A 13,540-nucleotide genomic window follows, 5' to 3' on the forward strand; every position below is an offset into this window, starting at 1 on the left:
TCAATCCTTCGATGCGGATTGCGCGAGGAACGCCGTCACGGCGTCCCGATGCTCCACGCTGGTGTAGCAGATGGCCTGCGCCTGGCTGCCGAGACTGAAGACGTCATGCGCGGAATGCTCGAAGGTCTCGTTCAGGATCTTCTTGCCCAACGCGAGCGCCGTGGGAGATCCCTGAGCCAGTTCAGCCGCCCAGGCCTGCGCTGCCGGCAGGAGATCGGCCGAGGCCACCTTGCGATCGACGATGCCGAGCGAAAGCGCTTCGTCGGCTTCGACCATGCGCCCGGTGAAGATGAGTTCCTTGGCCCTGGGAAGCCCGACGCGGCGCGGCAGGAAATACAGGCCGCCGCCGTCGGGGATCAGGCCTCGCTTGATGTAGGACCAGGTGAATTTCGATCGCTCCGTTCCCATCACGAAGTCGCAGGCCAGCGCGGTATCCGCACCGAGGCCCGCCGCGGCACCGTTGACGGCGGCGATGGTCGGTTTCGGCAGACCCAGCAGGAACGACTGCACATGGTGCACGCCCTGCTGACGGCTCCATCCGTTGAATGCGACCTCGCCCTGCGGCGCCTCGAGCCGGCGCTTCATGCCGCTGATGTCGCCGCCGGCACAGAAGGCGTTACCACGCCCGGTCAGCACCAGGGCCTTGATCGCCTTGTCGCGGGCGACGGTTTCGAGCGCATCGACGAACTCGGCGCGCATGTCGTCGCTCATGGCGTTGCGCCGTTCCGGCCGGTTGAATGCGATCGTCGCGACACCGGCTTCGACGGAAAATTCGATGAGCTGATAGGACATGGCAAGCTCCGTGCGCGCTCACGAATGCCGATTTCAGGCCGTGCCGTTTCCTCGATGAGCCGTGCGGCCGGGGGCATTCTTCTTCCCGGTGCCTATATCGGCTTGCACTGTCGGGAACATCCCCCTAATTCCACTTAGTGGAAATGGCTCGGTGAGAATGGCTTGGCGAGAATTCCCTGGGAGGCTGGATGTGGCGCAGGCGCGCAGATATGCGGGCGGGGTTGACGGCAACCGGTCGCTCGAACGGGGCATCGAGATCCTCAGGGCCTTCCGGCCCGGCGTCGACACGCTGGGCAATGGCGAGATTGCGGAGCGAACAGGATTGCCGCGCTCGACGATCAGCCGGCTGACGCGAACGCTGGTCAATTCCGGAATGCTCGACGAAGTCCACGCGGAGAGAGCCTACCGACTGGCCGCGTCCGTCATCAGCATCGGTCACGCGATGCGAACGGGATCACCCGTGCTCAACACGATCGGAGCGATGATGCGGGCCGAATCGGCGAAGCGCCGGCTCAACGTGGGGCTGGCGACCGCGGATCGAACCATGATGGTGTATCTCGAATCGATCCGCTACAGCCCCCGCGCGGCGCTGCGCAACGTGGTCGCCGGGCAGCAGGTGCCGATGGAGTTGACGTCGCTCGGTCGCGCGTATCTGGCCGGCATAGGCACAGCCGAGCGCGAGCGATTGCTAAAGCTCTTCAGACGGCGCAGCGCCGCGGCCACGAAGACGCTGCTTGCGGACGTCAGGAGATCGATCAGCGCCGTCGAACGCGACGGCTATTGCGCGGTGTCGTGGCAGCCTGCCGTTCTCGCCGTCGCAACGCCCATCGTGCTGGACGGGCTTCCGGTCTACGCACTCAACATGAGCCTGCAAAATGTCGAACGCTCCGACGCGCTGGCGAGCGAGATGGGCGCGTACCTCAACGCCTTTGCGGCCAAGTGCAAGGCGGTGCTGGCGGGCCGTGAACCCGAATGATGCGATGGCCGACGAAGGGCGCGATACCGCATTTCCTCGGCGCCCGCTGCTGGCGTGCGAAGAATGAGACGAGTCTCTTTGGTGATCCTCTTTGTGGCCCTTCCGCTGCCGGCGGCGTGCAGACAGCCGGTGCCGGAGGACAAGGCCGCCAGACTTGCGTCCGGCTCGAAAGCGGCCAGCTACGCTACGGCCAAAAACCGAAGCAATTTCAAAGTGATTTTTGTGAGGTGGTGCGCTCGGAGGGACTCGAACCCCCACGGTGTTACCCACTGCCACCTCAAGGCAGCGCGTCTACCAGTTCCGCCACGAGCGCTAGGAGATACCGGCCTGAGGTCGTTAGGCTGGCCGGATCAGCGGCCGCCGATCTAACAAATCCATCAGGGGGATACAAGCCTGCAAAGGCCCTGAATTCCACAAGCTTGGCAGGAAAATCCCATCCCTGCCCGGATCGGTCCTATCTATCTGGTCCCCTGCGTGCGGGGCAGCATCTGCTTGACCTCGACCGCGATTCGGTTGCGATCGACCAGCACGACGCCGGAGGCCACCGGCAGGTTATTGGCCAAAACCTTGACCTCGTCGGCCTCGGTTGCGTCCAGCTCGATGATGGCGCCGCGGGAAAGACGTAATACTTGATGGATCGGCATGGTGGTCGTCCCGAGGACGACCATGAGATCCACGGTGACTTTATCGAGAGTGGGCACTGTCAGGACCGCCGCAACTTGGGACCAGGGCCAAAGGACTTGGCATTTGCTCCCGCAATGATCACCACGTTATGGTTAGCCAATGGTTAATTCGCCCCAAAACCCCCGCCAAAACGCCCGCCAAGACCTCGATTTGACGTCGTTTTCCGCCGCCGGCGGCGCGCCCGTCGAATGGCGAATCTCGGACGCCCCGGTGCCCTATCCGGAGGCGGTGGCCGAAATGGAGGCGCGGGTGGCCGCAATCGCGGCGGGCGAGGCGCCGGAGCTGGTCTGGCTGCTCGAACACCCCCCGCTCTACACCTCCGGCACCTCGGGCAAGGACAGCGACCTGCTCGATGCCCGATTCCCGACCTTCGCCACCGGGCGAGGCGGGCAGCTCACCTATCACGGGCCCGGCCAGCGGGTGGCCTACATCATGCTCGACCTCAAGCGCCGCCGGCCGGACGTGCGGGCCTATGTCGCGAGCCTGGAGGAGCTGATCCTGAAGACGCTGGCCGCCTTCAACGTCCGCGGCGAGCGGCGCGAAGACCGGGTCGGCGTCTGGGTGAAGCGGCCCGACAAGGGACCCGAGCACGAGGACAAGATCGCGGCGATCGGCGTGCGGCTGAAGCGCTGGGTCTCGTTCCACGGCATCGCCATCAATGTCGAGCCGGAGCTGGAGCACTTCGCCGGCATCGTGCCCTGCGGCGTCGCAGATCCCCGCTACGGCGTCACATCGCTGGTCGATCTCGGTCAGCTCGTGACGATGGCCGATGTCGACGTCGCGCTCCGGCAGGCGTTCGAGGAACTGTTCGGGCCGACCAAGGCGCTGGTGCCGGAAGCAGCCGTCTAAAGCGCGATGAGATCAGGATGAATCGTCATCGCGCTTCAGGTCGTTGTTTGAGCATGATCTTTTCGGAAAACCGCTGCGCACTTTTCCGGATCATGCTTTAGCATTTTCCTGTTCGGTCCCGATCGCGCGCGTTCTCAGCGCGCCGGGGAATCGGTTATACTCGCGTCAGGTGCCGCCCACGCCTCCCCCCTCCGCCGGGAAAGTACATTTCATGCCGGGCGACTAAACCATCGGACCGACTGTTCGAGCACCGGGCATAAGGAGGGATTGCGTTTCAGCTCGCAATAGGAGGTTTTGACGATGAAGTTGTCTGCCCCGATCTATCATCTGAAGCGCAAAGCAAAGCGCCTGTCGCGCGAGCAAGGCATTCCGCTACACGACGCGCTTGACCGCGTCGCCGCAACGGAAGGGTTTTCCGCCTGGAGCATGCTGGCGGCAAAGGCCGCGGCGATGACACCCGCCAACAGGCTGTTCCCGCAATTCCGGCCCGGCGACCTCGTGCTGGTCGGCGCACGCCCCGGCCAGGGCAAGACGCTGATGAGCCTCGAGCTCGCCGTGGAGGCCATGAAGTCGGGCCATCGCGCCGCGTTCTTCTCGCTCGAATACACCGAGAAGGATGTCCTCGACCGCGTTCGCGCGATCGGCGTCGATCCGGCGCAATTCGACAGGCTGTTCGAGGTCGACTGCTCCGACGTCATCAGCGCCGACTACGTCGTCAAGCAGATGGCCACGGCTCCCCGCGGCACGATTGTCGTGATCGACTATCTGCAACTGCTCGACCAGCGGCGCGAAAACCCGGACCTCACCGTTCAGGTGCGCGCGCTGAAATCCTTCGCGCGCGACAAGGGCCTGATCGTCGTCTTCATCTCGCAGATCGACCGGTCCTATGACCCCACGGTCAAGCCCTGCCCTGATCTCGGCGATGTCAGGCTGCCGAACCCGCTGGATCTGAAACTGTTCGACAAGATGTGTTTTATGAACAATTCCGAGGTTCAGTTCCGCGCCGCGAGCTGACGACAAAAGCCGCGGGTGAGATCCCTCACCCGCGGCCCGCATCATCACGCAGCCTTCAGCGACACTTCGAGCTTGCCGGCGATGTAGCGGCGCTCCTGCGTCAGGCCGCCAAAGCCGTAGGAATCGCCCTTGACCTCGTCGACATGCAGATAGGTCTCGGGATGCAGCGGGCCCAGAATCTCGGCCATGCGCTTGAACATCGCGGCGAGATAGGCCGCCTTCTCGTCCTTGGTGTTGGTGCCTTCAGAGACATGGATGTCGATCCAGTAGCTGGCGAGCCTCTCGTCGGCGAGCGACTTGCCGCCGGCGAACCAGTCGGCGGCGTCCACCGACTTCACGATGATGGCGGTGACCTTGGGATCCTTGTGCAGGATTTTTGCGGTGAGCTCGGACACGGCGCTCGCGATGTCGGCCTTCAGCGAGGGCGACTGGCGGGACGAGGTGTAGGACACGGTGATCAGGGGCATTGTCGTTCTCCTCAACATGTCGCGCTGTTCGCGCGGCGTTGGTGAGAAGCTAGACCTTCCCTCGTCATTTTGGTATCTTATCTCTATTGATATCAGTGATAACCATTCATAATGACAGCCACACTCGACATCGCCACCGTCCAGGCCTTCCTGCTGGTTGCCGACCTCCAGAGCTTTACGCGCGCCGCCGAGGCGCTGGGCACCACGCAGGCAGCTGTCAGCCTCAAGCTGCAACGGCTGGAAACCTTGCTGGGCAAACGCCTCGTCGAGCGCTCGCCGCGGGCGGTGCGGCTCACCGGCGACGGCGCCAGCTTTCTCGATCGCGCCCGCGCGCTGATGGTGGCGCATGACCGCGCGCTGTCGGGCGAGGCACCGGCCGCGCAGTCGCTCTCGCTCGGCATCTCCGATCATGCCGCAGGCCCCGAGCTTGTGCCGCTGCTCGAACGCCTGCACGCGATGTCGTCGAACCTGACGCTCGCCGTCACCATCGGCTTCTCGCGCGAGATGCAGGATGCCTATGACGCGGGCGAGTTGGATGCAGTGATCGTCCGCCAGGAAGGCAGCCGCCGCGGCGGCGAGAAGCTGACCGAGGACGAATTTGGCTGGTTCGCGTCACGACGCTTCAGCCTGCCGAAAGGCGAGCCGCTGCCGCTCGCAACGCTCGCCCCGCCCTGCGGAGTCCGCGCCGTTGCCGTGCGCGCGCTCGACAAGGCCGGCATCGCCTGGCGCGAGCGCTTTGTCGGCGGCGGCGTCACGGCAGTGGTCGCCGCCGCGCTTGCCGGGCTTGCGATCGCGCCGCTGGCGCGACGGATCGCACCGCCCGGGCTGGTCGACATCGGGCCGGCGCACAAGCTGCCGAAACTCGGCAGCTCGAAGGTGATGCTGCATTCGAAAGTCAGCGATCCCGCCAAGCTCGCGGCGCTGCGCGCGGTGGCGGCGACGTTTCGGAGTATCGCCGCCACCTGACATCTCACAAAATCGCCTCGAATGCACTGCGCAGCGTCTCGTGCCTGAACACAAAGCCGCGGCTCAGCGCCTTGTTCGGCAGCACGCGCTGACCGCCGAGCAGGAGCTCGTCGGCAAAGCCGCCGCCGATCCGCCGCAGCAGGCCGCCGGGAATGCGGAACACCGCCGGCCGGTGCAGACGGCGCCCCAGTTCTTCCGTGAACTTTGCGTTGGTGACGGGGATCGGCGCGGTGGCGTTGACAGGCCCCGACAGATCGGGCGTCGCCATGACATAGGCGATCAGCCGAATGAGGTCGTCGCGCTCGATCCAGGACATCCACTGCCGTCCGGTGCCGAGCGGACCGCCGAGGCCGAACTCGAACGGCGTCAGCATCCGCGTGATGAAGCCGCCCTCGGTGCCGAGCACGAGGCCGATGCGCAAGCAGACCACGCGCACGCCAAGCTCCTCCGCCGGCCGTGCCGCCTTCTCCCAGGCCGCACACAGCTCGTGGCTGAAGCAGGCGTGCGACTTCGCGGACTCCGTCAGCACTTGGTCGGCCCATAGCCCGTACCAGCCGATCGCGGAGCCGCTGACGAGCACTTCGGGCTTGCGCTCCAGCCGCGCGATCAGCTTGACGACCTCGCCGGTCATGTCGACGCGCGAGCCGATGATCCTGGCGCGCTTCGCCTCGGTCCAGAGGCCGTTGCCGATCGGCTCGCCGGCGAGATTGACGATGGCGTCGATATGCGTGTCCGCGGCGAGCTGATCGAGGCTGGTGATCAGCTTGACCGGCGGCGGCAGCATCTCGGCCTTGGCGGGGTTGCGGATCAGCGCGATGACGTTGTGCCCTGCTCCACTGAGGCTAGCTGCAACGCGGCTGCCGATGAAGCCGGTGGCGCCTGTGATCAGCACGGTCTTATGGCCCGGCAACTTCCCGACGAGCCCCTGCGCGGGCACGCTGCGCATGCGGCCGAGCCGGCGCATCGCGGCAAAATCCCTGACGCCGCAGAGCGCGGCGCCGACCGCGCAGGCGGTCGCAGCGATGCTGAGCAGGCCCTGATAGACCACCGTCACGCCGAACGGCTGCATCGCCCAGTCGATCAGCACCGGCAGCAGCAGCACCAGGATCGCGCCGTAATTGATCGCGAGCAGCGTGTGATTGATGCGCTCGCTCGGCGGCAGCTTTCGGCTCAGATCCTCCTCGACGAAATCCATCAGCGTGATGACGATCTCGGCGACCAGCACGGCGACGACCAGGAGCGCCAGCACGCCATAGACCTCGAGCCAGCCGAGCAGCAGGAACAGGATCGCATAGAGCATGTTGCGGATGCCGTGCAGCTTCAGCTCGAAGCGCTGCGACGGGCGCCAGGCCAGGCGCTCGGTGAACTCGTGATGATAGAAAGTGTCGAACACGCCCATCGCGATCTGGATGGCGATGAGGGTCCACAAAAGCGGCGTCATGACACGGCCTCCCTGAACACGGCGGACTGGTGGATCAGCGCGCCGTAACGCGGATGAATGACATCGAGGGTGAAGCGGAAGGCGCCCTCGCCGAGATCGCTGTGCGTCACGGTGAGATCGCCCGGCGTGAGCCAATGCGGCAGCGGGATCCAGAGCCGCCCGAGCTGCAGGCCATAACCCGCGCTGCGGAAGGCGAGCGCCTCGCCCTCGACTGCGATGCGCAGCGCCATCGAGACGCCGAAGCCGACATATTCCTCGAGCCCGGTCGGGCCGGCGAAGCGCTTGGCCGAATGGATCACTTGCGGAAAGCCGCGCTTGCGCGCGCAGATGCGGGTCCAGGTCTGGCCGCCGGTCGCGCCGTCCTCGGTGACGGTCACGATCATGGGCACGCCGGTGTCGCGCCCCGTGGGCAGCGGCCCGCCGATCAGGCGCGCGACTTGCGCGAACCACCAGCCGATGTCGCTGAACGAAATCTCGTCGACCACCCCGACATAAACCACGCTGTCGCCGTCGGCGACGCGCTTGGAGAAGCGCCGCCAGGTCGCCAGCGGCAGGCGGCCCCAATCCTCATCCGACAGCAGCGCGCGGAAGCGGCGATCGTCGAGGAGCTTGATGTGAGCGGAGGTTGGTGCGTTGGAGCCTGATAATCTCGCCGACGTCATCGCAACCTCCTCAAAACTATTTGGCCTTGCCCAGCGGCAGCAGGTTGGCGATCTTCTCGCCGAGCCGCATCAAGGCGACCACCCGCGGCCGCGGCACTTTCAGCATCTGCATGAACCAGTGGTCGGCGAGCTCGGTGAAGGCGAGCATCTCCTTCAGCCGTTTGCTCGCGACCGGATTGATGGCCGGATCCTCGGCGGCATCGGACACGCAGGCCCTGAGCGCCGTGATCGCGGGATCGAGCTCCCGCTCCTTGCGCCGGGCCGCGATGCGCGCCGCGACCTCCCAGATGTCGGTCTCGGCTTCGAAATGATCGCGGCGGTCGCCGAGGATCGGCACCCGCCGGATCAGGTTCCAGGCGAGCAGCTCCTTGAGCGAATTGGAGACGTTGGAGCGCGCCATGCCGAGCGTGTCGGCGATGTCTTCGGCCGTCATCGGCGCTTCGGCCAGATAAAGCAGCCCGTGGATCTGGCTGACCGAGCGGTTGACGCCCCACTGATCCCCCATGTCGCCCCAATGCAGGATGAAGCGCTCGACGGCGGCTGGGAGTTTCTTCTTTCCGGTTGTTTCTGTCATAACAGAAATATCTGACTGGAACGATCGACTGTCAAGGGCTTCAGGCGGCTTGCGCCGTGCATACCGCCGGTCGTATTTGCCTAAAAAACATCCCTGAAACGGGAACCAAACGCCTTTGGAGGCGTTTGCCCCCGTTCGAGGTGGGGTCGAGAATGGCAAAAAAGTTCAGTCAGCAGAGAGACTTGTTCGAGAGCGAACGGAGTTTCCGGCTGCTGGTTGAAGCGGTAGCTGACTACGCCCTCTACATGCTCGATCCCCGCGGGATCATCACCAGCTGGAATATCGGCGGCGAGCGCATCAAGGGCTATTCGCCCGAGGAGATCCTCGGCCAGCACTTCTCCCGCTTCTACACCGAGACCGACCGCGCCAACGGCAAGCCCGCGCGGGCGCTCGGCATCGCGCGCGAAAAAGGCCGCTACGAGGAGGAAGGCTGGCGCGTCCGCAAGGACGGCACGTTCTTCTGGGCCAGCGTCGTGATCGATCCGATCTACGAGGACGGCGAATTGGTCGGCTTCGCCAAGATCACGCGCGACATCACCGAACGCCGCAATGCCCAGCTCAAGCTCGAGGCGATGCAGAAGCAGCTCGCCGAATCCCAGAAGTTCGATGCGCTGGGCCAGCTCACCGGTGGCGTCGCGCACGATTTCAACAATCTGCTGATGATCATCAGCGGCAGCCTTCACATCCTGAAGAAGGGCCCCCCCGACGACGCCAGGCTCGAACGCGCCATGTCCGCGATCGAGACGGCGACCAAGCGCGGAGCGGCGCTGACCAACCAGCTCCTCTCCTTCGCGCGGCGGCAGAGCGTCAATCCGCAGGCGATCGACGTCGCCGAGCGCATCTCCTCCATCCGCGAGGTGCTCGACGCCGGCGTCGGCAGCGCCGTGCGGCTCGCCCTCGACATCCATCCCGCGACGTGGCCGATCACGGCCGACGTCTCCGAGCTCGAAACCGCGCTGCTCAATCTCGTCATCAACGCTCGCGATGCCATGCCCGACGGCGGCACGGTGACGATCCGCGCCCGCAATATCGCGCTCACGGAGACACCGCTCGCCGGCGAGTTCGTGGCGATCGACATCGCCGATACCGGACTCGGCATCCCCGCCGACGTCGTGGACAAGATCTTCGAGCCGTTCTTCACCACCAAGCCGATCGGAAAAGGCACCGGTCTCGGCCTCTCCCAAGTGCACGGCTTTGCACACCAGGCCGGCGGCACGGTGAAGGTTGCAAGCGAGCTCGGCAAGGGCACGACTTTCACCGTCCTCTTGCCACGCGGCACGGATGCGCCGGTGCGGGAGACGACGGGGGCAGCCCCGTTCCGCGGCAGCGGAACAGTGCTGCTGGTCGAGGACAATCCGGACGTCGCCCTCGTCAGCATCGGACTGCTGGAGCAACTCGGCTATCAGGTGCGGCGCGTCGCCGATGCCGAAGCCGCCTTGCGCGAGATCGAGCAAAACGGCGTCGACTTCGTGTTCTCCGACATCGTGATGCCCGGCAAGATGGACGGCCTCAGCCTTGCCCATCGCCTGCGCCAAATCCGCCCCGGCCTGCCGATCCTGCTCGCCACCGGCTACAGCGAAGTCGCCGCCGGCGTGCGCGGCGACTTCCCGATCCTGCGCAAGCCGTACGAGATCCACGAGCTGAGCGAGGCGATCTCGAAGCTGCCGCGGTGATGGCTCTTCGCCTCTCTCCTCTCTGGGTGCGGGGAGATGGAGCGCACCGCCAGTGCGGAGCGAGGCGTCGCTCTCACACCGTCGGCAACACCGAGAACGCTTCCCCTGCCCTGCGCAGGTTCAGCTCATCCACGCTCGCCGTCTCGCTCGTCACGCTGTCCACGCGCGAGGATGGCGGGCCGTGGCGGCAGAGCGCGACCATGTCGGCGACATGTTTTGGCGCACCCGCGAACAGTGCCTCGACGCTGCCGTCGCGGCGGTTGCGGACCCAACCCTCCAGACCGCTCGCGGTCGCCTGGTATTCGACCCAAGCCCGATAGCCGACGCCCTGCACGCGCCCGCGGATCATGACCTGGAGGATCGCCCGGCTCATGTCTTCAGCCCGAGAAAGTCAGTGCTGCGCGCCTTGACCTCGGCCTCGCGCATGACGCGGCTGGTCAGCTCCGCCGACGGCAATCCCTTCAGCGCCTTCGGCGGCGTACCCTCTCGCAACGCTTTCTGGACGTCGTAGACAGCCTGCGTGGCGGCTGCGATCGGCGCGTGGCCCTGCAGCGCGATGCGCACGCGCTGGCTCGCGAGATAGTCGATCGCGTTCAATTCGTCCGGCGCGCCACCGAGCACGATCGGCAGATGCGTGGCGGCGACGATTGCCTCGAGCTCCGCGCGCGACTTGATGCCGGTGAAGAACAGCGCATCGACGCCGGTGGCCTCATAGGCCTTGGCACGGCGGATCGCATCCTCGATCGAGGTGATCGAAGCTGCCCCCGTGCGGCCCATGATGACCAGCGAGGGATCGCCGCGGCCGTCGAGCGCGGCCTTCATCTTGCCGACGCCCTCCTCCAGTGAAATCAGCTGCGCCTTGGCTTCGCCGAAGGCGGCCGGCAGCAGGGTGTCCTCGATGGTGAGGCCGGCCGCGCCCGCCGTCTCCAGCTCCTGCACCGTGCGGCGCACGTTGAGCGCATTGCCATAGCCATGGTCGGCATCGACCAGCACCGGCAGCGCGGAAGCGCGCGACATCCGCCGCATCTGCTCGGCAAGCTCCGTGAGCGTGATCAGGGTGACGTCGGGGTCGCCGAGCACCGCGAGCGAGGCGACCGAGCCGCCGAACATGCCGAGCGGAAAGCCGAGATCCTCGGCGATGCGGATCGAGATGGCGTCGTAGACCGAGCCGGGATGGACGCAAGCCCCGCCCGACAGGATGGAGCGCAGTTTCTCGCGGCGGGAACGAAAGGCCATGGGTGCCTCACTCCAAATTCCTCATCCTGAGGAGCGCGCTCTTGCGCGCGTCTCGAAGGATGCAGGCCCGGCTGTGGCCTCGCCCTTCGAGACGCCGCGCAGGCGCGGCTCCTCAGGGTGAGGGTCTCCTGTTGTGCCCTGGAGCGCTTACGCAAACTCCAAAATCAGCGCGTCCACCGCGAGCGTCGCGCCGGCGCTGGCGTGGATCTTCTTCACGGTGCCGTCCTGCTCGGCGCGCAGCACGTTCTGCATCTTCATGGCTTCGACCACGGCCAGCGTCTCGCCGGCCTTGACCTCCTGCCCTTCGGTCACCGCGATCGAGACGATGAGGCCGGGCATCGGGCACAGCAGCTTCTTGCCGGTGTCGGACGCCGTCGTCACCGGCATCAGCCGCGCCGAAGCCGCTTCCGCTTCGGTCCAGACATAGACCGGCACCTCGACGCCCTGATGCGCCAGGCGGATGCCGTTGGCGATCGGGCGCGTCTGCACCGCGACGAAATGGCCGTCGATGGTGCCCTGCCAGACCGGATCGCCCGGCTTCCATGCGGACTGCAATAGATGCGCATTGCCGACCTTGCCGTCGGCATCGACGAAGCGGATCGCGATCGCATCGCCCTCACGCGCGACCTCGAGCGAAATCTCCTGACGGTCGAGCCAGACCGCGCGGCGACGCTCGCGCTGCACGACGCGGCCGCCCATCTGGCCGGAGATCTGACGCTTGCGTTCGCCGAGCACGTGGTCGATGGCGGCGCCGACCGCGGCGATCCGACGCGCGACCTCGCCTTCGGGCACGCGCACCGCAAAGCCCTTGGGGAATTCCTCGGCGATGAAGCCGGTCGAGAGCCGGCCCTCGCGCCAGCGCGGATGATGCATCAGCGCCGACAGGAACGGGATGTTGTGACGGATGCCGTCGACATAGAACGAGTCCAGCGCGGTCGCCTGCGCCTCGATTGCCGCGGCGCGCGACGGCGCATGCGTGACGAGCTTTGCGATCATCGGATCGTAGTGGATCGAGATCTCGCCGCCCTCCTGCACGCCGGTGTCGTTGCGCACGGTGATGCCGTCCTGGCTGGCTTCCGCCGGCGGACGGTATTTCACGAGGCGCCCGATCGAGGGCAGGAAGTTGCGGAACGGATCTTCCGCATAGAGACGCGATTCCACGGCCCAGCCGGTCAGCGTGACGTCCTTCTGCGTGATCGCGAGCTTCTCGCCGGCGGCGACGCGCAGCATCTGCTCGACGAGGTCGACGCCGGTGACGAGCTCGGTGACGGGATGCTCGACCTGGAGGCGCGTGTTCATCTCCAGGAAGTAGAAGCTCTTGTCCTGACCGGCGACGAACTCGACGGTGCCGGCGGAATCGTAGTTCACGGCCTTGGCCAGCGCGACGGCCTGCTCACCCATCTTGCGGCGGGTGGCTTCATCGAGCAGCGGCGACGGCGCCTCCTCGATGACCTTCTGGTTGCGGCGCTGGATCGAGCATTCGCGTTCGCCGAGATAGATCACGTTGCCGTGCTTGTCGCCCAGCACCTGGATCTCGATGTGGCGGGGATCGACGATGAACTTTTCGACGAAGACGCGGTCATCGCCGAACGAGGCCTTGGCCTCGGCCTTGGCGAGGTTGAAGCCTTCGGCGACCTCGGCCTTGGAGTGCGCGATGCGCATGCCCTTGCCGCCACCGCCGGCGGAGGCCTTGATCATGACGGGGTAGCCGATCTCGTCGGCGATCTTCACCGCGTGCTTGTCGTCCTCGATGACGCCGAGATAGCCCGGCACGGTCGAGACCTTGGCTTTCGCGGCCGCCTTCTTGGATTCGATCTTGTCGCCCATCGCGGCGATTGCGCCAGGGTTGGGGCCGATGAAGACGATGCCGGCCGCCTCCAGCGCGCGCGGAAACGCCTCACGCTCGGACAGGAAACCGTAGCCGGGATGCACAGCCTCGGCGCCGGTCTTGCGGCAGGCTTCGACGATCTTCTCGATCACCAGATAGCTCTCGGCCGCGGCGGGCGGGCCGATCAGCACGGCCTCGTCGGCCATCTCGACATGGAGGGCATCGCGGTCGGCCTCGGAATAGACCGCAACCGTCTGAATTCCCATGCGGCGAGCGGTCTTGATGACCCGGCAGGCGATTTCGCCGCGATTGGCGATCAGGATCTTCTTGAACATGCTTTTCTTGAGTCTCGACCTTGGGCGGGACCCTTCCCCGGCC

At 65.8% G+C, this 13,540-nt stretch carries 14 protein-coding genes and 1 tRNA gene; 5 read left to right on the top strand and 10 right to left on the bottom strand.

Annotated elements, in window-relative coordinates; genetic code table 11:
- Entirely contained in the window at positions 1 to 792 is a 792-nt protein-coding gene (locus VGR99_RS20310) for an enoyl-CoA hydratase/isomerase family protein (RefSeq protein WP_326900754.1), read from the bottom strand.
- A gap of 190 nt (positions 793 to 982) precedes the next feature.
- Here VGR99_RS20310 and VGR99_RS20315 point away from each other — a divergent pair, with 190 nt between their 5' ends.
- Positions 983 to 1,768, top strand: a complete 786-nt coding sequence (locus VGR99_RS20315) for an IclR family transcriptional regulator (RefSeq protein ID WP_326900755.1) — start codon at positions 983 to 985, stop codon at positions 1,766 to 1,768.
- Between the two features lie 228 nt (positions 1,769 to 1,996).
- Here VGR99_RS20315 and VGR99_RS20320 read toward each other — a convergent pair.
- A tRNA-Leu gene (locus VGR99_RS20320) sits at positions 1,997 to 2,081 on the bottom strand.
- A gap of 145 nt (positions 2,082 to 2,226) precedes the next feature.
- Positions 2,227 to 2,469: a FliM/FliN family flagellar motor switch protein gene (locus tag VGR99_RS20325; protein WP_008141759.1), complete on the bottom strand. Its 243-nt coding sequence runs from the start codon at positions 2,467 to 2,469 to the stop codon at positions 2,227 to 2,229.
- A gap of 82 nt (positions 2,470 to 2,551) precedes the next feature.
- On the opposite strand from VGR99_RS20325, the gene lipB reads away from it, so the two are divergent.
- The gene (gene lipB, locus VGR99_RS20330) at positions 2,552 to 3,301 is read left to right on the top strand and encodes a lipoyl(octanoyl) transferase LipB (RefSeq protein WP_326900757.1); all 750 of its coding nucleotides are present in this window, start codon (positions 2,552 to 2,554) and stop codon (positions 3,299 to 3,301) included.
- 300 nt (positions 3,302 to 3,601) lie between these two features.
- Positions 3,602 to 4,315 (top strand): DNA helicase, encoded by a 714-nt coding sequence (locus VGR99_RS20335; protein ID WP_326900759.1) that lies wholly within the window; start codon positions 3,602 to 3,604, stop codon positions 4,313 to 4,315.
- Positions 4,316 to 4,359: 44 nt separating this feature from the next.
- On the opposite strand, the gene VGR99_RS20340 is transcribed toward VGR99_RS20335, so the two are convergent.
- Positions 4,360 to 4,782: a 4-oxalocrotonate tautomerase family protein gene (locus VGR99_RS20340; RefSeq protein ID WP_326900760.1), complete on the bottom strand. Its 423-nt coding sequence runs from the start codon at positions 4,780 to 4,782 to the stop codon at positions 4,360 to 4,362.
- A gap of 111 nt (positions 4,783 to 4,893) precedes the next feature.
- Here VGR99_RS20340 and VGR99_RS20345 point away from each other — a divergent pair, with 111 nt between their 5' ends.
- On the top strand, positions 4,894 to 5,748 hold the full coding sequence (locus VGR99_RS20345; protein ID WP_326900761.1) for a LysR family transcriptional regulator: 855 nt from the start codon (positions 4,894 to 4,896) through the stop codon (positions 5,746 to 5,748).
- 4 nt (positions 5,749 to 5,752) lie between these two features.
- On the opposite strand, the gene VGR99_RS20350 is transcribed toward VGR99_RS20345, so the two are convergent.
- Genes VGR99_RS20350 through VGR99_RS20360 form a run of 3 tightly spaced genes read right to left on the bottom strand, consistent with a single transcriptional unit; the run spans position 5,753 to position 8,425 of the window.
- The gene (locus tag VGR99_RS20350) at positions 5,753 to 7,189 is read right to left on the bottom strand and encodes a TIGR01777 family oxidoreductase (RefSeq protein ID WP_326900762.1); all 1,437 of its coding nucleotides are present in this window, start codon (positions 7,187 to 7,189) and stop codon (positions 5,753 to 5,755) included.
- Entirely contained in the window at positions 7,186 to 7,851 is a 666-nt protein-coding gene (locus VGR99_RS20355) for a DUF4166 domain-containing protein (protein ID WP_326900763.1), read from the bottom strand. The genes VGR99_RS20350 and VGR99_RS20355 overlap by 4 nt, the downstream gene beginning before the upstream one ends.
- Positions 7,852 to 7,867: 16 nt before the next feature.
- Positions 7,868 to 8,425: a GbsR/MarR family transcriptional regulator gene (locus tag VGR99_RS20360; protein ID WP_326900765.1), complete on the bottom strand. Its 558-nt coding sequence runs from the start codon at positions 8,423 to 8,425 to the stop codon at positions 7,868 to 7,870.
- A gap of 152 nt (positions 8,426 to 8,577) precedes the next feature.
- Between VGR99_RS20360 and VGR99_RS20365 the strand changes: the two genes are divergently transcribed.
- Positions 8,578 to 10,098 carry a PAS domain-containing sensor histidine kinase gene (locus VGR99_RS20365; RefSeq protein ID WP_326900767.1) on the top strand — a complete coding sequence of 507 codons (1,521 nt, stop codon included), beginning with the start codon at positions 8,578 to 8,580 and terminating at the stop codon, positions 10,096 to 10,098.
- Positions 10,099 to 10,171: 73 nt separating this feature from the next.
- On the opposite strand, the gene VGR99_RS20370 is transcribed toward VGR99_RS20365, so the two are convergent.
- From VGR99_RS20370 to VGR99_RS20380, 3 genes are all read right to left on the bottom strand, one after another.
- Positions 10,172 to 10,471 (bottom strand): acylphosphatase, encoded by a 300-nt coding sequence (locus VGR99_RS20370; protein WP_057751581.1) that lies wholly within the window; start codon positions 10,469 to 10,471, stop codon positions 10,172 to 10,174.
- Complete coding sequence (locus VGR99_RS20375) at positions 10,468 to 11,334, bottom strand: isocitrate lyase/PEP mutase family protein (protein WP_326900770.1); 867 nt, start codon at positions 11,332 to 11,334, stop codon at positions 10,468 to 10,470. Before VGR99_RS20375 ends, VGR99_RS20370 begins: the two co-directional genes overlap by 4 nt.
- 147 nt (positions 11,335 to 11,481) lie before the next feature.
- Positions 11,482 to 13,497, bottom strand: coding sequence for an acetyl/propionyl/methylcrotonyl-CoA carboxylase subunit alpha (locus VGR99_RS20380; RefSeq protein WP_326900772.1), 2,016 nt, complete (start codon positions 13,495 to 13,497; stop codon positions 11,482 to 11,484).
- Between the last annotated feature and the right edge of the window lie 43 nt (positions 13,498 to 13,540).

Origin of the sequence: Bradyrhizobium sp. (assembly GCF_035935975.1) — a bacterium.
In the GTDB taxonomy this organism is placed as follows: Bacteria; Pseudomonadota; Alphaproteobacteria; order Rhizobiales; family Xanthobacteraceae; genus Bradyrhizobium.

Bases quoted from the DNA above. Each gene is read 5' to 3' on its own strand.
- VGR99_RS20335 (WP_326900759.1), top strand. From the start codon at position 3,602: ATGAAGTTGTCTGCCCCGATCTATCATCTGAAGCGCAAAGCAAAGCGC.
- VGR99_RS20365 (WP_326900767.1), top strand. From the start codon at position 8,578: ATGGCAAAAAAGTTCAGTCAGCAGAGAGACTTGTTCGAGAGCGAACGG.
- VGR99_RS20345 (WP_326900761.1), top strand. From the start codon at position 4,894: ATGACAGCCACACTCGACATCGCCACCGTCCAGGCCTTCCTGCTGGTT.
- VGR99_RS20340 (WP_326900760.1), bottom strand. From the start codon at position 4,782: ATGCCCCTGATCACCGTGTCCTACACCTCGTCCCGCCAGTCGCCCTCG.
- VGR99_RS20360 (WP_326900765.1), bottom strand. From the start codon at position 8,425: ATGACAGAAACAACCGGAAAGAAGAAACTCCCAGCCGCCGTCGAGCGC.
- VGR99_RS20355 (WP_326900763.1), bottom strand. From the start codon at position 7,851: ATGACGTCGGCGAGATTATCAGGCTCCAACGCACCAACCTCCGCTCAC.
- VGR99_RS20380 (WP_326900772.1), bottom strand. From the start codon at position 13,497: ATGTTCAAGAAGATCCTGATCGCCAATCGCGGCGAAATCGCCTGCCGG.
- VGR99_RS20370 (WP_057751581.1), bottom strand. From the start codon at position 10,471: ATGAGCCGGGCGATCCTCCAGGTCATGATCCGCGGGCGCGTGCAGGGC.
- VGR99_RS20310 (WP_326900754.1), bottom strand. From the start codon at position 792: ATGTCCTATCAGCTCATCGAATTTTCCGTCGAAGCCGGTGTCGCGACG.
- VGR99_RS20350 (WP_326900762.1), bottom strand. From the start codon at position 7,189: ATGACGCCGCTTTTGTGGACCCTCATCGCCATCCAGATCGCGATGGGC.
- VGR99_RS20375 (WP_326900770.1), bottom strand. From the start codon at position 11,334: ATGGCCTTTCGTTCCCGCCGCGAGAAACTGCGCTCCATCCTGTCGGGC.
- lipB (WP_326900757.1), top strand. From the start codon at position 2,552: ATGGTTAATTCGCCCCAAAACCCCCGCCAAAACGCCCGCCAAGACCTC.